The 21,360-nt window shown below is 50.5% G+C and carries 20 protein-coding genes and 3 tRNA genes; 12 read left to right on the forward strand and 11 right to left on the reverse strand.

Translation table 11 applies throughout. The features are described from left to right. Positions 1–14: 14 nt before the first annotated feature. The 5 genes from purC to IZU26_RS04315 all read right to left on the reverse strand — a co-directional run bounded on the left by purC (position 15) and on the right by IZU26_RS04315 (position 4,596). Entirely contained in the window at positions 15–740 is a 726-nt protein-coding gene (purC, locus tag IZU26_RS04295; protein ID WP_310823273.1) for a phosphoribosylaminoimidazolesuccinocarboxamide synthase, read from the reverse strand. Then, the gene (purE, locus tag IZU26_RS04300) at positions 737–1,234 is read right to left on the reverse strand and encodes a 5-(carboxyamino)imidazole ribonucleotide mutase (RefSeq protein ID WP_433277073.1); all 498 of its coding nucleotides are present in this window, start codon (positions 1,232–1,234) and stop codon (positions 737–739) included. The genes purC and purE overlap by 4 nt, the downstream gene beginning before the upstream one ends. 167 nt (positions 1,235–1,401) lie before the next feature. Next, positions 1,402–1,485 (reverse strand) — tRNA-Leu (locus IZU26_RS04305). A 41-nt stretch (positions 1,486–1,526) separates the two neighbouring features. Beyond that, complete coding sequence (locus IZU26_RS04310) at positions 1,527–3,305, reverse strand: PQQ-binding-like beta-propeller repeat protein (RefSeq protein ID WP_433277075.1); 1,779 nt, start codon at positions 3,303–3,305, stop codon at positions 1,527–1,529. 28 nt (positions 3,306–3,333) lie between these two features. Beyond that, positions 3,334–4,596: a class I SAM-dependent RNA methyltransferase gene (locus IZU26_RS04315; protein ID WP_433277077.1), complete on the reverse strand. Its 1,263-nt coding sequence runs from the start codon at positions 4,594–4,596 to the stop codon at positions 3,334–3,336. Positions 4,597–4,760: 164 nt separating this feature from the next. Between IZU26_RS04315 and IZU26_RS04320 the strand changes: the two genes are divergently transcribed. Beyond that, on the forward strand, positions 4,761–5,696 hold the full coding sequence (locus tag IZU26_RS04320; protein ID WP_310823269.1) for an alpha/beta hydrolase: 936 nt from the start codon (positions 4,761–4,763) through the stop codon (positions 5,694–5,696). Between the two features lie 407 nt (positions 5,697–6,103). Here the strand turns inward: IZU26_RS04320 and IZU26_RS04325 are convergent, their stop codons facing one another. Further along, positions 6,104–6,946: an Rpn family recombination-promoting nuclease/putative transposase gene (locus IZU26_RS04325; RefSeq protein ID WP_433277079.1), complete on the reverse strand. Its 843-nt coding sequence runs from the start codon at positions 6,944–6,946 to the stop codon at positions 6,104–6,106. A 466-nt stretch (positions 6,947–7,412) separates the two neighbouring features. On the opposite strand from IZU26_RS04325, the gene IZU26_RS04330 reads away from it, so the two are divergent. The 3 genes from IZU26_RS04330 (at position 7,413) to pcnB (ending at position 12,031) form a co-directional block, all read left to right on the forward strand. Next, positions 7,413–8,291: an Rpn family recombination-promoting nuclease/putative transposase gene (locus tag IZU26_RS04330; protein ID WP_433277081.1), complete on the forward strand. Its 879-nt coding sequence runs from the start codon at positions 7,413–7,415 to the stop codon at positions 8,289–8,291. A gap of 460 nt (positions 8,292–8,751) precedes the next feature. After that, on the forward strand, positions 8,752–10,725 hold the full coding sequence (locus IZU26_RS04335; protein ID WP_433277083.1) for an InlB B-repeat-containing protein: 1,974 nt from the start codon (positions 8,752–8,754) through the stop codon (positions 10,723–10,725). Positions 10,726–10,924: 199 nt separating this feature from the next. Further along, the gene (gene pcnB, locus IZU26_RS04340; RefSeq protein ID WP_433277085.1) at positions 10,925–12,031 is read left to right on the forward strand and encodes a polynucleotide adenylyltransferase PcnB; all 1,107 of its coding nucleotides are present in this window, start codon (positions 10,925–10,927) and stop codon (positions 12,029–12,031) included. 117 nt (positions 12,032–12,148) lie between these two features. On the opposite strand, the gene IZU26_RS04345 is transcribed toward pcnB, so the two are convergent. Together IZU26_RS04345 and IZU26_RS04350 are read right to left on the reverse strand one after the other, a co-directional pair. Further along, positions 12,149–13,057 (reverse strand): hypothetical protein, encoded by a 909-nt coding sequence (locus IZU26_RS04345; RefSeq protein WP_433277087.1) that lies wholly within the window; start codon positions 13,055–13,057, stop codon positions 12,149–12,151. A gap of 21 nt (positions 13,058–13,078) precedes the next feature. Next, the gene (locus IZU26_RS04350; protein WP_433277089.1) at positions 13,079–14,167 is read right to left on the reverse strand and encodes an RluA family pseudouridine synthase; all 1,089 of its coding nucleotides are present in this window, start codon (positions 14,165–14,167) and stop codon (positions 13,079–13,081) included. Between the two features lie 49 nt (positions 14,168–14,216). On the opposite strand from IZU26_RS04350, the gene trpS reads away from it, so the two are divergent. Both trpS and IZU26_RS04360 read left to right on the forward strand, forming a co-directional pair. Further along, entirely contained in the window at positions 14,217–15,311 is a 1,095-nt protein-coding gene (gene trpS / locus IZU26_RS04355; protein ID WP_433277091.1) for a tryptophan--tRNA ligase, read from the forward strand. 7 nt (positions 15,312–15,318) lie between these two features. Continuing rightward, positions 15,319–16,080, forward strand: a complete 762-nt coding sequence (locus tag IZU26_RS04360; RefSeq protein ID WP_433277093.1) for an exodeoxyribonuclease III — start codon at positions 15,319–15,321, stop codon at positions 16,078–16,080. A 58-nt stretch (positions 16,081–16,138) separates the two neighbouring features. Here IZU26_RS04360 and IZU26_RS04365 read toward each other — a convergent pair whose 3' ends face one another. Further along, positions 16,139–16,504: an FMN-binding protein gene (locus IZU26_RS04365; RefSeq protein ID WP_021330214.1), complete on the reverse strand. Its 366-nt coding sequence runs from the start codon at positions 16,502–16,504 to the stop codon at positions 16,139–16,141. Positions 16,505–16,665: 161 nt separating this feature from the next. Further along, positions 16,666–18,081 (reverse strand): CCA tRNA nucleotidyltransferase, encoded by a 1,416-nt coding sequence (locus IZU26_RS04370; RefSeq protein WP_433277096.1) that lies wholly within the window; start codon positions 18,079–18,081, stop codon positions 16,666–16,668. A 2-nt stretch (positions 18,082–18,083) separates the two neighbouring features. On the opposite strand from IZU26_RS04370, the gene IZU26_RS04375 reads away from it, so the two are divergent. Continuing rightward, a complete protein-coding gene (locus tag IZU26_RS04375) occupies positions 18,084–18,896 on the forward strand; it encodes a hypothetical protein (protein WP_433277098.1) in 813 nt (270 codons plus the stop codon). On the opposite strand, the gene IZU26_RS04380 is transcribed toward IZU26_RS04375, so the two are convergent. Beyond that, positions 18,868–19,233 (reverse strand): hypothetical protein, encoded by a 366-nt coding sequence (locus tag IZU26_RS04380; protein ID WP_433277100.1) that lies wholly within the window; start codon positions 19,231–19,233, stop codon positions 18,868–18,870. The genes IZU26_RS04375 and IZU26_RS04380 overlap by 29 nt on opposite strands. A gap of 71 nt (positions 19,234–19,304) precedes the next feature. Between IZU26_RS04380 and IZU26_RS04385 the strand changes: the two genes are divergently transcribed. The 5 genes from IZU26_RS04385 (at position 19,305) to IZU26_RS04405 (ending at position 21,347) form a co-directional block, all read left to right on the forward strand. After that, complete coding sequence (locus IZU26_RS04385; protein WP_433277102.1) at positions 19,305–20,057, forward strand: hypothetical protein; 753 nt, start codon at positions 19,305–19,307, stop codon at positions 20,055–20,057. Beyond that, positions 20,054–20,431: a chorismate mutase gene (locus tag IZU26_RS04390; RefSeq protein WP_433277104.1), complete on the forward strand. Its 378-nt coding sequence runs from the start codon at positions 20,054–20,056 to the stop codon at positions 20,429–20,431. The genes IZU26_RS04385 and IZU26_RS04390 overlap by 4 nt, the downstream gene beginning before the upstream one ends. Positions 20,432–20,741: 310 nt before the next feature. Next, entirely contained in the window at positions 20,742–21,128 is a 387-nt protein-coding gene (locus tag IZU26_RS04395; protein ID WP_433277106.1) for a PIN domain-containing protein, read from the forward strand. A 59-nt stretch (positions 21,129–21,187) separates the two neighbouring features. Then, positions 21,188–21,261: transfer RNA gene (locus IZU26_RS04400), tRNA-Thr, on the forward strand. Positions 21,262–21,265: 4 nt separating this feature from the next. Beyond that, positions 21,266–21,347: transfer RNA gene (locus tag IZU26_RS04405), tRNA-Tyr, on the forward strand. The last annotated feature ends 13 nt before the right edge of the window (positions 21,348–21,360 follow it).

Genomic DNA, 21,360 nt, shown 5'->3' on the forward strand with positions numbered 1-21,360 from the left:
TTATTAATTAACAATCAGAGCTCTTTTTCGATGCGATCGAGCATTTCGACATAGGCTTCTTTGACATTGCCGAGATCGCGGCGAAAGCGGTCTTTGTCGAGCTTTTCGTTCGTCTTTGCGTCCCAAAAACGGCACGTATCCGGCGAAATCTCATCGGCGAGAAATATGGCGCCGTCTTTGTCCTTGCCGAATTCGAGTTTAAAGTCGATAAGGCGCACTCCGCAGCGCAAAAAGAAATGCGTGAGGATCGTGTTGACTTGAGCCGTGATTTCGTAGACGCGGTGGAGTTCGTCCCATGTTGCAGCTCCGATAGCGACTGCGTGGTAGTCGTTGATGAGCGGATCGTCGAGTTCGTCGCACTTGTACGATATTTCAAAAACCGTTGTTTTAAGCGCTGTGCCTTCGCTTACGCCGAGCCGTTTGCTGAACGAGCCTGCGGCGACGTTTCGCACGATCACTTCGAGCGGAATGATTTTCACTTTTTTGCAAAGCACTTCGCGTTCGGAAAGTTTTTTAATAAAATGCGTCGGCACGTCCCACGAATTGAGCAGCTCGTAGAGCTTTGCCGAGATTTCGTTGTTCATGATGCCCTTGTCTTCGATCGTGCCTTTTTTTGCGCCGTTGAACGCCGTCGCGGAATCTTTGTATTCCATGATGACGAGGTCGGGGTCTGAAGTTGCAAAAATTTTTTTCGCTTTGCCTTCGTAAAGCTGCTCTTTTTTAACGACGTTTTCGTTCATAGCGATACTCCATTGCCGCCTTGTAAAGCGGCTTCTTCCGCAAGTTTTTTGCGAAATTCGATAAGCTTTGTTTTTATTTCGGGATATTTCAATGCAAGGATTTCAAGGGCGAGGTAGGCGGCGTTTTTCGCGTTTCCGATACCGACGGTCGCGACCGGAATTTGCGGCGGCATCTGCACGATGGAAAGGAGCGCGTCGAAACCTGCAAGACCGTTCGAACCTTCCGATACGCTTTCAAGAGGCACACCGATAACCGGCAGCACCGTCATACCCGCGATCACGCCGGGTAGGGCGGCTGCAAGGCCTGCGCCCGCAATGATCACGTCGACACCTTCCCGTTCGACTTTTTCGACCGTAGAGCGGAGCAGGTTTCCCGCACGGTGTGCGGAGATGATAAACGCTTCGTATTCGACGTCGAAGTTTTTTAACACGTCGGCAGCCTTTGCCATTTTTGCCGTATCGGATTTCGAGCCGAAAAAGATTGCGACTTTCATATACGAACTATATCACAAGAGGCGCGCACAATCAAGGTTATGTGAAACGAAATATCCGATAGAAAGCGCCTGCACTTGCTCGGCGCTCGCTTCACCCTTCAAGTCCCGAATATTTTTTGATTGCGATTAATGTGTCAAGAAATTATTTTTTCTGAAAAATCCGAATATGCCCGGAGGGGGACTTGAACCCCCATGAGCGTAGGCTCACTAGCACCTGAAGCTAGCGTGTCTGCCAATTCCACCATCCGGGCGAGGTTCTGCTATAATAACAAAATATCGGCACCGCGTCAATTCATTTGCTTTTTTCCGCTTGATCTTTTCCGAGCGCGGCGATCTTTTGCAGCGTCTGCCCCGCGTATGCTCTCACTTTCGGGTCGTACTGCGGGTACAGGAGACGGGCGAGTATGTCTTTGCCGTGCCGGTAAAAAGCGGGCCGTCCCATAAAGCGGCATATCGAAAAGACGGTATCGCACAGGGTTTGCAAAAGCCGCGTATTTTGAGAAGGAATCGAGCGGAACGCTTTGTCGAGCGAATCGAGCATGCTGCCCGCGGGATCGTACGCGCATTCTCCGGCCTGTGCGATGAGCGTGGGCAAATGTACGCCGACCCCTTCGGCTTCGATGAGGCGCGCGATGATTTCGCTTTCGGTGCTTGTTCCGTAGCGGGAAAGCTGTTTAAACATTGCATCGGTACCGGCGACGTCTTCGATAAAAACCGAACGCTTTGTGCGGGTAGTCGTCTGCACGCTTGTACGTGCCGAACGGTAAGCTTCGCATGCGCTTTTCAATTCCGACGCCCACGCTTTTTCGAGCGGACCGTACATACCGCTATCGAGCGCCGAGCGGCGTTCGGTTCCGGTCAATCCCGTATCGAGCTTTCCTTCGATTTCATACATATCGTAGAGCGGAGTTTCCGTTGTAAAAAAAGCATTGTAATTTCCGCGTTCCTGTCTTTGCAGCTGTCCTCCTCCGACGTTCTGTACGACGCGGAAACCCGCGATCGTCCACGATTTTTTGCACATGATGAGGTAGCCGCTTTCGGTATATAAAAGATAATTCCACGGATCGGACGAGCCGTTCATGTCGGGGAGATGCACGTTCCACACGGCGCTTTCGCGTTCGGTGCAAAAGACCGCGCTGTTTGCGTCCGCGAAGGCCATGCCGCGCAAAAAAGGCTTGATGTACGAAATGCGCGAAACGTCGATGCCCGAAACGCGGTAATGCGTTGACGCTTCTCCGTCGGACAGTGTATAAAACGTAACGGCGGCGTCCCCTCCCGCAGGCTGCACGAGCGCGGCCCGCGTCGACGAATAAGGGATAAAAAAACTGCCGTCGTTTGCGGGAAGCGGAAGGGAGCCTTTCGTTCGGGAAAGCGCCCACTTTGTCGAGGTTTTGTTTTTACCGTCGATCGCACACAAACCCGCTCCCCCCGATTTCAGCGTAACGAGGATACCGCCTTGAGAGGATGAAACGCAGGATGCGACGATACCGGTAAAGGCGAATTTTTCGATGATTTCCCCGAACGGCGATATGCGCAGCGCCGTCGTTTTTCCGTTGTCGGGTTTTGCGAGCAGGACGACGACGCTTCCGTCGGGGAGTTCCTGTATCGCCTGCGTATCCTGCTCCTCGGTTCGGATGTGCCATTTACATACGCCCTTGATTCCGTAGCACGCGATATCGGTTTTTCCGCGTACGAAAATGCGCGCATCCCGTCCGATAAACGGAGAAGCTGCAAGCGTAAAGGGTACGCGAACCGACCACAGCGGAAGTCCTTCGGGATTTAAAAGCGTGAGTGTATTGCCGCGGAAAACGGTTAAAAGAAAATCGCCGTCGAGCACGGTGAGGTAGGGGCTGATTCTGCCTCCGAGTTGGCGTTGCCATAAAACGGTACCGTCGTCAGAAGCAGCGTACACCGTGCGTCCGTCGGTGAGGACTGCAAAACCGTAGGACGTCGCCTGCGGAGGGGCGATGATTTTGCCGTTGAGCGTAAGCGACCAGTTCGGCTCTTCTGTGGCAAAATTGCGTTCGACCGCTCGGCTTTGCGAAAAAATCGCATTTCCGGCTGAAAACATTAAAAAGATTGTTAAGTTGTATAAAAATTTAGACGTTTTTTGCATTCTGTCTACCTTGTTTGGTTCGTTTTTCAAAGATTGCCAAGCTTTCGATATGGCACGTATTCGGATAAAAATCGAGCAGCGTAAGCGATACAAGGCTGTAGCCCGAGCAGATAAGTTTTGCCGCATCCCGTGCGTGCGTTGCGGGATCGCACGAAAGAGAGCGTATATGCGGAATATCGCTTTTGCAAAGCCACTCGCACACTTCTTTTTCCATTCCGCTCCTCGGCGGATCCGCGACGGCGGCGTCGAAGATTGGAGCCGTTTTGGAAAAATCATGCACCCATGTCGCGCCGCTTACTCCGTAACTCGCGTGATTTTTTCCCGCCGTATTCTGTTCGGCAAAGACGAGAGCGTCTCGGTTGTGTTCGACGAGCGTTACGTGTTCGAAAGTATCCGCAAGAAAAACGGAAAACGTACCGCAGCCGGCGTACAAATCGAGCGCGTTTTTGCCCGAAAGAGAGGTGCATACCTTTCCGATTGCGCGCTCAAGCACGTCCGTATTCGATTGAAAAAAGCCCCTCACATCAAAGCCGATTTCTTTTCCGCCGATCGCGATTTTTACCGCCGTATCGGGAGACGAGAGCGTTCCCGAAAAGCGCTTCGGTGGTGTTTTTATTTTTTTCCCGTGCGTGCTTTGCGCGGACTTTACCGCCTCATCGGTTTCCGTATGACTGGGGCATTCCGCCGAAACGATTTTTTTGCCGTTAGAAACCGTGCTTACGACGTTCGCATCTCCGAATATGCGGATGATGCCGCTCGGTCGATTTTCAAAAGGCGTTTTCGAGAACCACTCGTTCACTTCATCTGTCGCGACGGCGCATCGCGCTACCGGTACGATCGATTTTCCGTCGCGTGCGACGAGCCCGCCGTTGTGCAGCGAAAAACGAGCGCGGTAACCTTCGCTTTTTCCCGCAATCACATCGATTTCCGGCACATCGATTCCCGCACGTGAAAAGCAGTCGGCGAGCACCGATTTTCGCATTTCCCGTTGATAGGCGTCGTCTATGTGCATCATATTGCAGCCGCCGCATAATCCGTAATATGCACATGCGGGTGGCCTCCTGTGCGGAGACGGTGCACGGACGCTTACGATCTTCGCTTTATCGTAATCGCGCTTTGAAGAGATGATTTCAATATCGAGCGTTTCGCCCGGGACGGCATAGGGAATAAAAACCGCTTTTCCGTTTACGTGCGCTATGCAGTCACCGCCGAATACAAGCTTTTCCGCCTTAACGGTTACAGGCATGGAATCCATGATAGCGTGAAACGAAGCTCTTTTCAACGACGGGATGCCGTGTATATGCCGTGAAAAAGCAAGCGATGTTTGAGAGGAAACGCACCGTGCATACGCACCCCTTTTTCAACGCATCGCCGGTCGATTCTTTTTACCGGTTCGACTATAATAAAGCCATGCAGCGAGAACAATTTTTTCAAACGATGAGCGACGGTGAAGAAGTCTTTGTTACGCGCTGGGTTCCCGACGGTAAAGTAACAGGAATCGTGCAGCTTTCTCACGGCATGGTCGAACACGCTCAGCGATACGAGCGGTTCGGCACCGTGCTTGCGGAAAACGGTTTTGTGTTGAACGCTCACGATGTGCGCGGACACGGCAAAACCGCCGAGCGCGCCGCGGAAAAGCACGGCGGCATGTTCGGACTGCTCGCGGACAAAAACGGATTCGAGCGTGCTGTCGAAGACGTACGGGAAGTGCTCGAAAAAGCGAAAGCCGACTTTCCGGGCAAAAAAGCGGTGCTGCTCGGACACTCGTTCGGCTCTTTTGTCGCGCAGTCTTTTATCGAAACCTATGCCCGCCTCATCGACGGCTGTATTTTGTGCGGTACGGCCGGCCCCGCCTTCGTTCTCACCGCGTTCGGCAATATCGTTGCACGCGTGATCGCGTTTTTCAAAGGGAAAAAACGCGCGTCTCCGTTTTTAAAACAGATGGCTTTCGGCGCGTACACGAAGAAAATCCCCGATTCGGTAAACGGGCAGGAGTGGCTTTCGCGCGATAAAGACGCCGTCGCGCGTTACATCGCCGATCCGTACTGCGGTTTTAATCCGACGGCGAGCTTTTACTGCGATTTGACGCACGGCCTTATAAAAATCCACAAAAGGGCGAATATACGAAAAATTCCGTCCGATTTACCGATTTTAATAATCTACGGTAGTGCCGATCCCGTCGGCGGCTACGGCAAAACGGTAGAAAAACTCTGTGCGATCTACCGGAAAAACGGCGCAAAAAACCTCACCGTCAAAAAATACGATGACGCGAGGCATGAGCTTTTCAACGAAATCAATAAAGCCGAAGTCGAAAGCGACGTGCTTTTGTGGCTCGCCTCTCTCTAGCGGTGCAAGTCGCGCGGGGGTATATCTTGTCCTTTCGGATGTAATAAAAGGTATGAAAGCCGACTGCAATTCCTTATAAGGACACATAGTACGACGTTTACGACGCACTATGTGATAGGAGATGCTCGCAAATCCTGCGCGGGGAACTTCGCACTTCGTGCTCGTTGCAAGTCGCGCGGGGAACTTCGCGCTCCGTGCTCGTTGCAAGTCGCGCACTGCTCGGATTTGCTCTTTTAAGTCGAGAGGCGAAAAACGCCTACAGCGTTTTTCTCTCATAGGAGACGCACGTGATTGCTGTGCACTGCTCGCAATCGCTTTATGAAGTCGTGAGGAGAAAAACGGCCAAGCCGTTTTTCTTTTATAGGAGACGCTCATAAATCCTGCGCATTGCTCGGATTTATGAGCTCTTACAGTTTTTTGATTTCCGATTCCGAGAGGCCGGTCGCTTTTGCTATCGCTTCAAGACTCATCTGCATACCCGATAAAATTTTCGCCGTCTCTCGTGCTTTTTGATGAGCTCCCGCGGCGATGCCGTCGCGTCGACCTCTGCGTATTCCCGCAGCAACGCCCCGCTCAAAGCCGATCTTTTCACCTGCCATGCGTAAGTCATCTTCTCTGATATTCAACGACATATACCGGCTCCTGAACTTTTCGTTCCGTTTCGCTTTTTCGACAAGCGCATCAATCCGCTGTGTAAAACCGCTCGTCGCCCGCCTCTCGCAAAGATACTGCAATAAGGCGCTCAATTCAGGCTCATCTTCTTTACCGTAGGCACCTACATTATAAAACACCTTAACGCTTTTGTCATCAAGAATAATACTGCCATTCTCACTGCATACGTTGCGAAACGTATACACGGGTAAGCCCTCTCCGAAGGGATCCTGCGTACAGATAAAGATGACGTAGCTCTCTTTTAATTCCGCATAATTCTGGCCCCGCAAGAGGTTATCGACATCCATAAGGCTTTGGTAATAACGCGTGCGCTTGGGAAGAGAAGGCGGAAGTGACGTTTGTATTTCGATATCGAAGACACGCTCCGAGTCGGAAACATAAACGTCGAGGCGTATACCTTTGCTTTCGTAAAACGGTGCTATCGTTTTTTGCAGGGAGGGATATTCTATTTTGCCGACTTTGATGTGCAAAAGGCGCTCCAGTACACCTTTGCATATAACTTTATTTTTCATGACCGTGCCGAACATAAAGTCGTCGGTAAAGGTGAGTTCTTCGACGGGTTTATGGGTATATTCCATGGGGATATCCTTGATTGTTGAGATAGTGCGGACAAAAAATCGCTTCACCTATATATCGCCCGTAAATTAACAAATTACGCGGTTTTTATGAAAATAAACGTAACTGCCCCGAACGGCGGTTCCGTAGCTTTCTTTTCCAAAATTGCTTCAAAAAACTCCGAAATCGTAACATTTCCGCGATATATATTTACTGAAGTATTATCAGGATAACCGCACCGGAAATTGTATTCCTAAAAAATAGTGTATAACGTAAAAAATCGGCTGCACTCCCGGCAGCAGCCCTGCCGTTCGCCGCGGCAGACCGTAATCGGAATCGGACTGCGCAATCTCTTTTTACAAAGAGATTGCTTGCCATCGGTCTGAGCGGCTCGGCGGCAGTTCCGCTGCCTCGCGTTCCGCCTTTTTTATGTAAGTATGCGCTTCTTTTCTAAGTACCCATTTCCGGTGCGGTTATCCCGGAGGTTTTATGGTAAAGTATAATCGACGATACAAGGATTCGGTCTTTGTCGATTTCTTCGGCGAAGATAAAAATGCAAAGGCGAACTTTCTCGCCCTCTACAACGCGCTCCACGGCACTCACCTCGACGCATCTGTCGAGCTCAAGCAGCTCCGTCTCGAACAGGTGATGTATATGGCTTTCCGCAATGACGTCGCCTGTCTCGTCGACGGAAAGATCATCGTATTGGTAGAACACCAATCTACGATAAACGCCAATATGCCGCTGCGCTTTTTGCAGTACGCAGCCCGTCTCTACGAACTCATTCAAAATCCCCGTGACCGTTATCTCCGCAGGTTGAAAAAGATTCCTACGCCGGAGTTCTACGTGTTCTACAACGGCGAAGAAGATTATACTGAAAATACGACACTCCGACTTTCCGATGCCTTTATGACGATACCCGAAAAACCTGCTCTCGAAGTCGTTGTCAGCGTGACGAATATCAATTATAATAAGGGAAGTGAAATCTTACATACGTGTAAACCGCTGAAAGAGTACACGCTGTTCGTAGATGCCGTACGGAAACACACGAAACTCGACAGTGAAAACGGCTTTCAGAACGCGATCAAAGAGTGCATACAAAACGACATCTTACGGGAATACTTACAGCGAAAAAGCCGGGAGGTGATGAACATGTTAATTGCCGAATATGATTACGATGTCGACATAGCCGTGCAGCGGGAAGAAGAAAGAGAAATTGCCTTGAAAGAAGGCGAAGCGAAAGGCCTTTCCGAAGGCTCGTATCTAGCGAAGCTTGAAACGGCAAAGCTGATGAAGCAGGCACATTGCAAACTTGATTTTATTATGCAGATTACCGGTCTCACCGAAGCGGAAATCGAACAGTTGTAAACAGAGCTGTCTCGCACGGTAACAATTCGTCATATCTCGATTCGGCGCACCTGCCCTGAAAACAATAATTAATAAAACGAAAATATCACGTGTTCTTGATAAATAATTAATAAAAGTTGTGAAAATCAGCGGAATATGTTATAATAATCATAAGATAACGGAAGTGTTCGACATCGGAAGACGTGCATCCTGCAAAAGTTTTCAGAGGAGGTACGATACAAAGCGCGGCTAAAATAGCGCCGCTGCTTTGTATCTCGAGTTTGCGTTGCAAACTCGACTATTTTACGTGTGCGCTCTCGCGCACGGCTAAAAACTTTTTCGGAAATTGATATTTCCTGCAAAAGTTTTCAGAGGAGGTTTATGATGACTGTAAACAAGATGAACCCTGTACGTTTGTATAGGGGGGGGGGAGCTCGGTAAAACCCTTTTAAAAAAAGTACCGATTGCAGCGGCCGGCGTTTTGCTTTTTGCCGCAGCACTCGTTTTTACAGGCTGCTCCAACGGCAGCGATTCGGGCGGCGGCACTCCGCCCACGCCCAAGTACGCCGTAACATTCAGCGTAGAAGGTACACCGGCGAACGGTACGATCAAAGCGACGGTCGGCGGCAGCGAAATTCATTCGGGCGATACGGTCGAACAGGGCAAAACGGTTGTCTTTACGGCAACGGCATCTTCGGGGTACCGGGTAAAGGGCTGGACGCTTGACGGCAACGCTGTAAACGGCACAAACAGTTCCTATTCATTTCCTGTTACCAAGGCGGCCGAGGTTAAGGTGAGCTTTGAAAGCAACAGCACGCCGCTTCCGCAGTACGCCGTGAATTTCAGTGTGGAAGGCGGAAACGGTACGCTTAAAGCAAAGGCTGACGGAGTTGCGGAAACGGAGGCGAGCCCCATAAATGTCGAAAAAGGCAAAACCGTAACCTTTACGGCCTTCCCGGCTGCGGGCTACGAGGTAAAAGAGTGGCAGATATTCGGCGCGGGAATGGTGTTTGAAGCCGGTACGGGAACTGCGGGAAACAACACGGCGAAGGTAAATCTTAAAGACAATCTTACCGTAAAGGTGAGCTTTAAAGTGCAAACGCTTACTCCGAAGCACTTGGTAACGATGAGTGCCGGTGCAAACGGAAGCATAAGTGCCGAACCTGCCCTTCCTGCAGACGGGATGGTAAATGAGGACACGACTATCGTCTTTACCGCCTCTCCTGATTCAGCAAGCTACACGGTGGACGCGTGGACGATTACGGGCGGACAAGTCCTTTCAGGCGGAAGTCCTGGAAGCAGCACGGCTATGGTAAAAATAACCGAGCCGGTAACGGTTGCAGTGAGCTTTAAGTTAAAGCCTCCTACCACATATACCGTCAGCTTCGGCGTTGCAGGCACTAACGGAAGCATAAGCGCAACATACAAGGCGGACGGGGCAGCCTTTACTTCCGGCACTGCGGTTCTCGAAAACACCGTACTCGTCTTTACGGCGTCTCCTGATACGGGCTACAAGGTGGAAAAATGGACGGAAAACGGCGCGGCCGTACCGGGCAATACCTCAAACACCTACGAGCACACCGTAACACAGGCGGCGGATATACGGGTATCCTTTGTGTCTTCCGTAACTATTCCCGATAATTTTACGCTTTTAAACGGTGCAGAGTACAAGGTAGTCGACAAGGCGCAAAGGCATGTAATAATGACAAAGCCGGAAAACGGTTCTGTCAGCGGCGTTTATACCGTTGCCGTAACGGTCGAATATTCGGGCATTACATACACCCTCACCGGTTTCAGCGGAAGATGTATAAGCGACTTCGGTTATTTAACCTCGTTGACGGATTTTGCATTAAGCGGCGAAAGCGCCTTTTTAAGCGTAGACGGCGGCGTTTTATTTAATAACGATAAAACAAAACTGATCCGCTATCCGAGGGGTAAAGCCGGTACGTCTTATACGGTGCCTGCTTCCGTTACGGTACTGGGAGAAAGCTCTTTTTACTACAGTGAAAAGCTTACTTCCATTGTTTTGCAAACAGGTCTTACAACGGTGGAAGATTTTGGTTTGCATTGTTGCCCGAATTTACAAACGGTCAGCATTCCTTCATCGCTCACTTCCATAGGGAGAAACTTCCTCTGCATCAGCAAGGTGGAACATGTCAAGATTCCCGAAGGCGTTACCGAATTGAAATCCCAGTTTCTTGATGAATGTTCAGAACTTAAGACGGTTGAACTGCCTGCAAGCCTTACTACGACGAACGGTTATTTCTGCGGGAGCTGTACGAAATTACAAACCGTTACCTGTAAGGCGGCAACACCTCCCGTACTGACAAGCAGTGATTTTAAGAATGTGGTCTTAGCCGGCGTAACATTAAAAGTGCCCTCCGCCTCGGTCAGCGCATACCAAAATGCCCCGATATGGAAGGACTTTAAAAAGCCGTTTGTTCCACTGCCGTAATTTCAATGGGTAATGTGTAATTGGTAATTCGGTTTATCCCCGGCTTCCGTGTCGGGGATAAACCTCGAGTTTTTGCAAATCCTCACGGCTTTGCAAAAACATCGCAAAACTCGTCTTGAGCGATTTTTTCAAAATTTCCGTATCAAAGCGGATACGATGTATTGACGCGGACTGACGCATTCCTTATTATTAATTTATTGTGCTTATTCGCTATGGAACGGACGAACGGGGCAAACCCGTCAAAAAGGCTCTCATCTACACAAAACTTGAACACGGTATTTCAAAAGATAAAATCGACGTCGACGCGCTCAAGATAATCGAGCGGCTGCGCGGCGCGGGTTTCAGCGCGTACATCGTCGGAGGGGCGGTGCGCGATCTGATCGTCGGAAACGTTCCGAAAGATTTCGACATCGTCACCGATGCGACGCCGAATCGCATCAAAAGAATTTTCAGAAATGCGCGCATTATCGGGCGCCGTTTTCGGCTCGTACACGTCGTATTCGGATCGAAGATTTTTGAAGTGAGCACTTTTCGTTCGACTGTCGACGGTTCCGTCGGAAACGAATTCGGTTCTATGGACGAAGACGTAAAGCGGCGCGATTTTACGCTCAACGCGCTGTACTACGATCCCGTAAAAGAACAGGTTGTCGATTACGTCGGCGGCATGCGCGACATCAAAAAGCACGTCCTTCGCCCGGTCATCGCGCTTGACCGCATCTTCGTCGAAGATCCGGTGCGTATGCTGCGCGCGGTAAAGTATTCGGCCATGACGGGAGCACGCATGCCTTTTTCGCTGCGATACAAAATCCGAAAGAGCGCAAACCTTCTCGAAACGGTGTCGGCGTCCCGCCTGACCGAAGAACTGCTGAAAATCATCAACAGCGGCCGCGCTTACGATATCGTGCGTGAAGCGCTCGAAACCGACTTGTATATGTACTTGCAGCCCGCGGCGACTTCTCTCATGTACGAATGCAAAGATTTTGAAAGCTCGTATATGAAACATTTGCAAGCGCTCGACGAATTGAGCGCATCGGACGGCGATGTGCGGCTCGGAAGGAAGCTCGTTTTTATCGTGCAGGATTTTATCGAAACGCTTACCGATTGGAAAAAAGAAGTCGCCCTTCGCACGCCTTCCGGAGAGCTTTACATACGGACGTGGAGCGAATGCAGAAAGTACGTGCTTCCGATGAATCCTCAGCGAACGGAGCTCGAATTCGCCGTACGCTCGGTACTGCAGACGCTCGGCGTTGCAGTCCGCTCTTCAAAAAAGCGGCGAAAACCGATCGAATACACAGACGATCAATAAGATTCCGTTTTTTGATTAATTAATAAAACTGAAAATGAAAATACCGCTTACGCCCGCGTGGAGCGGCGCCGATTTTTGCTTCTGTTAATTTTTTTATAAAACAAATTTCCGACAGCCTTACCCGGGGGCGCGTTCGGTTACTTTGTCGATGATGATATTCGCTTCTTCGATAAAAGTGCCGGTCGTGCTTTCGACGGCGTCGATGATGGATTTTTGCAGTCCGTCGACGCGCTTTGTAAGCGGAGTACCCGATGCGGACTGCGCGTCCGAAGGGATGTCGATCGTAATCGTGAGCTTATAGCCGCGGCTGTCGGCCGCAATCGAAATCTTTTTGACGACAATCGCGCCGTCGCAGCCTGAGATACACGAAACGGCCAGCTTTGCGATCGCGGCTTCGGAAACGTGCAGGCGGTTTTGTTTTGAAAATTCCGGCTGTACGATCGATTTTTCGACGACTTTATTATCCTTGCGAAGGAGCGAGAGGGGATTGAGGCGGTGAAAGCGGAAACGGATGCCGCCTGAAAATATTTTCGGGTCGAGTTTCCGCACTTCCGCCGCTGCCACGGGGATAACGTGTTTGCCTTCGATTTGGCGCGACTTTACGGCGAGCGCGATTTCGTCTTCGGTCGAAATGTCTTCGATGCGGATTATCTTCGACGGCGGGGGCAGTTGCAATCGGGATGCGATGCGCATGACCATTTTTTCGGACGTGCCGAGTATGAGGATGCGCCTGATGTGATAGCGTTTGATTTTTCGCGCGATTTCGTCGCGGTGTTCTTTGTCGTCGAAAAGCGCAACGCGGACGGCGCCCAAAAACGACTGTTCGCTTTTTGCCGAATGCCCCGCAAGAATTTTATCGGCTTGAATGAGCAGTCCGTCGTCGATGATGGCACGAAGCCCGAAACGCGCGGCGATGAGCTTTGCCTTATAGCTTTTGCCGGTGCCGCTTCCGCCGACGAGCGCGTATACGGTATCCGGTTTAAACGGCTGAATCAATTCGCTTACGACATTACGAAATATCCGCACTGCTTTGTCTTACATCCTTATCTACAGTATAAATGACTTCCGCCAATTCGGCAATATTTTATCGTTGAGGGATTCGAAAGCGACAGGCAGCGTTGATGTGATGACGGGCGGAAGACCGACGGAATTTTCGCCGATGCGCACTTCGTACGCGTGAAGAAAAAAAGCTTGGGCTTCGTCGATGCGGCTTCCTCCGTACGCCGTATCGCCCAAAAGCGGAAAACCGTGAAACGCGGACTGGGCGCGGATTTGATGCATACGCCCCGTTTCGATTTCGTATTCGGCGAGCGTTACGCTTCGTCCCTTGTACGATGCGCGGCAAAGGGGCTTCGCTTTTGTGATCGCGCGTTTTGCGCCGTGCATTGCGGCGAGCGAGTCCGATGCCGCTCCTCTTGCACGATTTTGCACGTCGCCCGTGCCGCTTGTGAGGTTTTGTACGTCGCCCGCACCGGCCGTACTGCCGGACACGACGCGCACGGTATAAAAACCCGTTTTCGGCTCATCGTTTTTTTTAATAAAATCTTCCCACACGCATTCGCTTTCCATGTCGCCTTCGACGAGCGCGATGTATTTTTTTCGTATGCGATGCGCTTTCAGCTCTCTCGAAAACCACGCAGCTCCTTCAAGGCTCCACGAAAAAAAGAGGATGCCCGTCGTATTTTTATCGAGGCGGTGGAGGGGGCCTGCGACAAAAGAGAGCGAGCGTTTTTCTTTCGGCACGGATGCATCGTAATAGACGGCGATTTTTTCGGCAATCGAATTTTTTCCTTGAACCGCTACACCGTATGGTTTGTCGATGACGAGAAAATGTTCGTTTGCAAAAACGATGGTGTAGGGCAGGGAGGCTGCTTTGTACACCCGCCGATTTTCGTTCGGGTTAGTTTCGCTGCCGGAGGATTTTTCGTTTTGCAGCAAAAACGATGCGATCGATACGACGTCTCCGCTTTCGATGCGCGCATCGGGTTTTACGCGTTGAGCGTTGACGAGGATGAGCCCTTTGCGGAGAGCGCCATATACGGAAGAAAGATTCGCATCGTACAAAAAGCGGCGGAGCACTCTGTCGACCCGTCTTCCGCCGTCGTCGCTTCCCGCAGCAAAATCCGTAAAATCCATAACCGACGACAGTATAGCTTACATCCGTGCGATGTGCTATATTCGAGTAATGAACGAACGCGATGAAATACAGTATGCCGACGAGAGCGGCACCTACGAAGCTTCTCTCGCCAAAAGCCGGGAACTCGAAAAAGATATTCAACTCAATCCGAAAAAATACCGCGTACTCACGGGCGACCGTCCGACGGGAAGGCTGCACATCGGGCACTATTTCGGCTCGCTTCAAAACCGCGTGCGGCTGCAAAATCTCGGCGTTCCGACTATGGTGCTGATCGCCGATTACCAAGTGCTCACCGATCACGACGCTTTCCGTGAAATCAGCCAAAATACGAAACAGCTCGTTATCGATTATCTTGCGGCGGGGATCAAACCGGGAAAAGACGTCGTCATCTATCCGCACAGCTGCGTACCCGAATGCAATCAGCTCATGCTGCCTTTTTTAACGCTCGTGTCGAACGCGGAGCTTATGCGGAATCCGACCGTCAAAGAGGAAATACAGTCCGCCGGTATAAAAAACGTAAACGCCGGTATGTACACGTATCCCGTCCATCAGGCATGCGATATTCTCTTTTGTAAAGCGAACGTCGTTCCCGTCGGAAAGGATCAGCTTCCGCACCTCGAAATGACGCGCACGATCGCACGGCGCTTTAACGACCGCTTTGCAAAAGACGCTCCCGTGTTTCCCGAACCCTATGCGCTCCTTTCGAAAACGCCGAATATCAAAGGGCTTGACGGCAGCCAAAAGATGAGCAAAAGCCGGGGCAATGCGATCATGCTGTGCGCGAGCGAAGACGAAACGGCGGCTTTGATACAAAAAGCGAAAACCGACGGCGAGCGGCGGATCACCTACGATCCGGTAAATCGTCCCGAAGTGGCGAACCTTTTGCAGCTCATTTCGCTGTGCACGGACGAAGCTCCCGAATCGATTGCCGAACGCATCGGAGACGGCGGCGGAAAAATGCTTAAAAGCCTGCTCGCCGAAAGCCTCAACGAAAAACTCCGCCCGCTCCGCACCGAGCGGAAAAAACTCGAAAAGGACGAAGCGTATATCAAAAGCGTCCTCACCGACGGCATACGAGCCGCTCGCGCCGTCGCGGAAAAAACGCTCGACGAAGTGCGGACGGTCATGAACATGGCGATATAGGGAAAGTATGAACATCATTTCGTGGAACGTAAACGGTATCCGCGCCGTTGAAAAAAAAGGATTTGTCGACTGGCTCGCCTCCTGCAAAGCCGATATCGTGTGCATTCAGGAAACGAAAGCAAAACCCGAACAGCTTTCGTCCGCTCTTTTGCAGCCCGACACTTATACGTCCTTTTTTGCATCGGCACAAAGGGCGGGCTACAGCGGCACGGCGCTTTATACGAAAAAAGCGCCCGACAAAGTCGAATACCTCGGAGATGCCGCCTACGACGCGGAAGGAAGGGTCGTGAGCGCATATTTCGGAAAACTCGTCGTCATAAGCGCGTATTTTCCGAACAGTCAAGACGGCGGCAAACGGCTCGAATACAAGCTCGGCTTTTGCGTTTCGATTTTAAACTATCTCGATACGCTCGTCAAAAAAGGTTTCGACGTCGTGCTGTGCGGCGACTACAATATCGCGCATAAACCGATCGATTTGGCAAACCCTAAAGCGAACGAAGGCAATGCGGGCTATCTTCCCGAAGAGCGGGCGTGGATGGACGAATTTACATCGCGCGGCTATACGGATACTTTCCGAATGTTTTGCACGGAACCCAAACGGTATACGTGGTGGAGTTACCGCTTTCACGCGAGGGAAAAAAATATCGGATGGAGAATCGATTATCAGTGCGTAAACGAAAGCTTTGCACCGCACGTAATATCGAGTGAAATTTTGAGCGACGTCGCCGGCTCCGATCACTGCCCGATACGGCTTATAGCGGATGCGTAACGACGTAGCCGCACATTCAAAGCATCGAATATGCGGCCACGTTTTTTCGGAAACCGTTTTATTTTTTCAAAGCAGCAGCATCGCCGCCTGCAGCTTTGACCGCTTTTTCGACGGCTTCAAGGATCGCACGGGACGTATTCGTCGCTCCCGAAACGGCGTCGACTGCGAGCGTTTGTTTTTTTACGATCGCATCGGGAATCTTTGCGAACGCGGGATCGGAAAGACCCGGCGTTTCTTTGTGCGAAACGACTTTAATGCTTTTGATCGCATTCTTTGAAAAGGTTACGTCGAGCGTTACATCTCCGTTATTGCCCTTCGCCGACTCTCTGTAGGTTCCCGCTTTGTACGAGACGTCTTTACCGCTTGCATACAGCGAAAACATTCCGATTACGGCAGCCGCCGCAATCACACACAGCTTTTTCATAAAATTATGCCTCCTGTTCTCTTATACAGTCTTTTCGAATATAAACGATATTTGAAAAAATCTCCAGACACCCATTGCCTCACATATCCCTGTTTTCATTCGGGCTTTCGCGCTTCGAGATTTTATCCGTACGGGCGATAAGCTTTTTTGCCGCAGCGATTTCATTTTACATCCTTTCCGTCTTTTCGGTATATATTCCGTGCGATCGCCAAAAGCTTTTCTTTTGTATTTTCTTTCGGATCGTCGAGTACGGTGTCAAAGAGTTCTTTGAGCACGCGCCCCATCTCTTTTCCCCGAGGTATTCCGGCTTCTGCAAGATCGTTTCCGCTTACCGCCAAATCCTTGAAAGAAAGAGCGGAGTTTTCTTTTTGTACGGCTTCGATCCGCTTTTTCAGTTCGACGAGATTTTTTCCGACAGCGCTGTCGTGCATTCGCACGGGTTCCCGCTTCATGCCGTAAATATCGGCACGGCGCAAATCGAAGAGGTCGTCGATAGACTCCGTTCCTGTGCGCACGATAAAGCGGCGGACGGCGGCATCGCTCCATGCGCTTTCGTAGTGGAACATGTGTTCGGCTACGAGATGCGAAACCGAAGCGACGGTTTTTGCCGGAAAGCGAAGGCGCGTGAGGATTTTTTTCGTCATGTCGGCGCCTGTCCGCTCGTGATTGTAAAACGTTATCGTTTCGATGCCGTTTTCAGTGAGTACGCGCTTTGTTTTCGGCTTTCCGATATCGTGAAAGAGGGCTGCAAGGCGGACGGTAAGATTGTCTTTCGGTGCGCCGTCGCAGGCGTAAAAGAGGTGATCGAGCACGTCGAAGTCGTGAAAGCCCCGTACATCGGATTGGAGACAGCCGCGCCCTTCGAGGAGTTCGGGGATAAAGAGGGCGAGTATACCCGTTTTTTCGAGCATTTTCAGCGCAACCGAGGGTTCGTCGGAAGCCAGCATTTTAATGAATTCGTCGCGAAAGCGTTCGATCGAAATTTTTTGAACGACGGCGAGCGTTTTGTCCTCGAAAATGTCTGAATATGTATACTTTTCTATACGAAATTTTAATTGCGCGGCGAATCTGATCGCTCGAACGGGGCGGAGTCCGTCTTCACTGAAGCGCTCGTGGGGATTTCCGACCGCACGGATGAGTTTTTCTTTGATGTCGCCTCTGCCCGAAAACGGATCGACGAGTTTTCCGTCGGCGAGGTCGACGGCGACCGCGTTCATCGTAAAGTCCCGCCGCGAAAGGTCGTCTTCGATCGACGCCGCATAGGCAACGCTGTCGGGATGCCGTCCGTCCGAATAGCCCGATTCGGTACGGAATGTCGTCGTTTCGATATGGCATCCCATGAGATGCACGGTTACCGTTCCGTGCGCGATCCCCGTCGGAATGACGCGGTGAAAGAGACGCATGACGTCTTCTGGCTTTGCGTCGGTTGCGACATCGTAATCGTGCGGGGGAATGCCCATGAGCATATCGCGTACGGCTCCTCCGACGAGGTAGGAGCGGAAACCGCCGCGGGAAAAAATCTCGTGCATTTTTTTGAGAACAGGGGGAATTTTTATATTTTTTGCGCTACTATACATGTATGAGCGATTATAAGTTTTCCGAGCGGAAAAAGTCTATACGCTGCACGATCTTTACCGGAGGCGATGCCCCGGAGCCCGAAGCGGTCGAATCGCATTTCGTCTCCCATGTGCCCGACATCGTCATCGCTGCGGATTCGGGACTTGATACGCTCAAGTGCTATGCGGACGCGTTCAAAAGCGGCGAAACGGCACACATCGATTTGACGCCCGATTTTATCGTCGGGGACTTCGACAGCATTTCCGATGTAAAGCTCATCGATCTGTACGACCGGAGCGATGATGAAAGTCAGCAGCTCGGAGAAAAACGGGAAGTGGTGCGCATTGAACGTTTTTCTTGCGACAAAGATTTTACCGACACGGAGCTCGCTTTGGATGCGGCGTTCCGTGAAGCTTCTTTACAAAATGCAATTCCGTTTATCACGCTCATCGGCGGCGGGGGCGGCAGGCTCGACCACCTTTTGGCGATATGCGATTCGTTTTGTTCTCCGCAGCATGCCGACCTATGGCTCCTTCCGAACGAAGCCGTCAGGCTGCTTAAAAGCGGAACTGCTTGCGACATCTCCGATTTAAAACGGAATGACATCGTTTCCGTCGCCCGCACGGCTTCTTCCCGTACCGAAGGAAAGCTCGTATCGCACGGTCTTTTTTGGGAAAACTTTCGAAGAGAGGGTATGCCGAGCATCAGTAACCGTATTTCGGAAAATTATTTTACGGATCGAAAGCCCGTGACGCTCAGCGCATGCGAAGCGGATTTTTTGCTCATCCTGCCCTTGTCCGCATCGGTTACATTCCGTCCGCAAGAAAATCGATGAGACGGGATGCGAACATGCACACAAAACCGAAAGCCGCCGTAAAAAGCATAAGTGCCGCGGATACGATGTAGAGCGCGCGGCGAGCGATATCTTTTTTGAGCGCATATACGAGCGAAACCGCAAAGCCCCAAACGGAAAAAACGAAGAGCATGATAGCCGCGAGAGAAGCCGCGGTTAAAATAAGATATTGATTTTCGTCGAGAAAATTTTGGTAATTTCCGATCGCGTAAAAGACGAGGAGCGAAGATAAAAAGAGGGCGAAAAATAAAACCGTACGCATGACGAGCCGATATAAAACGGGTTTCGAATCGTCCTTTTCAATTTCTTTGCCGCTCATCGCCCACCTTGCAGTTATCGTAAAAAAGATTATAATTTTGAGTATACAGTAAAAACATACATAGAGGAAGTATGAAAAAGGTTATCGCAATATTTTTTATTTTACTTGTTTCAGCGGGCGTCGTGTTTTATTTCGGATGGACGCAATTCAAAGTCGGAGCGGGCGAATGCGGCGTGCTCATATCGAAAACGAGCGGCGTCAACCGCGAACCTATTTTGCCGGGTAAATTTTCATGGCATTGGGAAAGCCTGCTTCCGACGAACGCGGTACTCCGCGTATTCAGCTTAAAGCCGCACACGGTAACGAAAACCGTATCGGGTTCTCTCCCGTCGGCTGATGTGTACAGCACCGCTTTTCAATCGGCTCCCGATTTTTCATATCGATTCGATTTTATCTGTACGGCGCGCGTTACGCCTGAAAACATCATCGCTCTCGTAAGCGGCGGCATCGTCACCGACGCCGAAAGCCTCGACGCATATCTCGACGCTTCGTGCACCGCCCTTGCGGGAAAAGCCGCGTCGTATATTTTAATGAAATCGTCCGACAGCACCGACTTTCAGCCGGAAACCGTTACATCGGAAGAGCTCCTCGAAGGCCTTCGCGCATCGATCGATTATCCGAACATCGTCTTCGACAACTTTGCCGTTCTTTCGTCGAAGCTGCCCGACCGCACATTGTACAACAGCGCGCGCGATGCGTATATCGAAGCGCAGCACATACGGCAAGTACGTACGGAAGCGCGGAATAGGGACGTATCCGAACTTCTAAAAACCTATCCTGAATTGCAGGGAAGTTTTTCGGGAAGCGCAGCGAGCGGCCGATGACGAAACGTCTCTACGGTTTACGCGGAGCGACGGGCGCGGAAAATACGGCCGAATCGATTACGAAAGGGGTGTGCGATATGTGCACATCGCTTTTTAAACTTAACAATATCGATCCGGAAGACGTCGTATCGATACAGTTTACGATGACCGAAGATCTGGATGCAAAAAATCCCGCTTCCGCGCTCAGATGCGGACAAAACGAAATCGACGTTTCCGCCTGCGCGCTTTTTTGCAGCCAAGAAGCTTCTGTCCGCGGCATGGCGAAAGGTATGATCCGCGTGCTCGTCACCGCATACATGGACGAGGGCGCCTCCGTGCGCCACGTATACATAAACGGAGCGGAAACGCTGCGCCCCGATTTTGCAGGTGAATAAACGCATCGCGCAAATCTCCGCGGTAAAATGCCATATCAAAGTATGATGCAAAATTCCCGAAGATGTGATAAAGTAACCATAATAAAATGGGGGTAAAAATGTCGTACGAAACGGTTATCGATCAGGTAAAAAAACTGCCTGAAGAGTTTCTGATATCGGTTTCGGCTTTTATAAAGCTGCTCGAAACGGAGCAAGGCGAAGTTTTTATAGAGCATACGAAATCGAAAAATAAACAGGCATTTTTCTCGTTAGCAGGGAAAATACATCTTGACCGCAATTCCGTTATAAAATTTCGAGAAGCGAGTATTTTATGATTTTGGTCGATACGAATATTATCATCGATTTTTGGGACAAGCCGACGATCGAAGTTGAAAAGATTTTTGCCGAAAATCCTGTAGCTGTTTGCGGCATCATAAAGACGGAACTTTTGCGCGGCAGTAACTCGGATTATGAATTTTTGCAAATGGAAAAAGCTCTGGATGATTTTGTCTATCTTAATTTTGCTGAAAATGATTGGCTCAATCTTGCAAAACAGTTTATCGCATTGAAAAAGAAAGGTCTTGTTGTTCCGTTTCAAGACGGTGTTATTGCATATCTTGCTATAAAAAACAACTGTGAAGTGTGGACTGACGATAAACATTTTAAACTCATGCAGTCTGCGCTTCCCGATTTGAAATTGTATACGGCAACCGTATGATTTTTTAAAAACTACTTGACGAGATTTATATTATTATATAGTATGTGCCGACCTGCAGCGCCGATTTAGCTCAGCTGGTAGCAGCGCGTGATTTGTAATCTCGAGGTCCAGGGTTCGAATCCCTGAGTCGGCTTTTTGGGGAGTTTCCAGAGTGGTCAAATGGGACAGACTGTAAATCTGCTGGCTATGCCTTCGTAGGTTCGAATCCTTCACTCCCCATTGCGAAAAGCCC

The organism is Treponema sp. SP13, assembly GCF_050938355.1.
Taxonomy (GTDB): Bacteria; Spirochaetota; Spirochaetia; order Treponematales; family Treponemataceae; genus Treponema_D; species Treponema_D socranskii.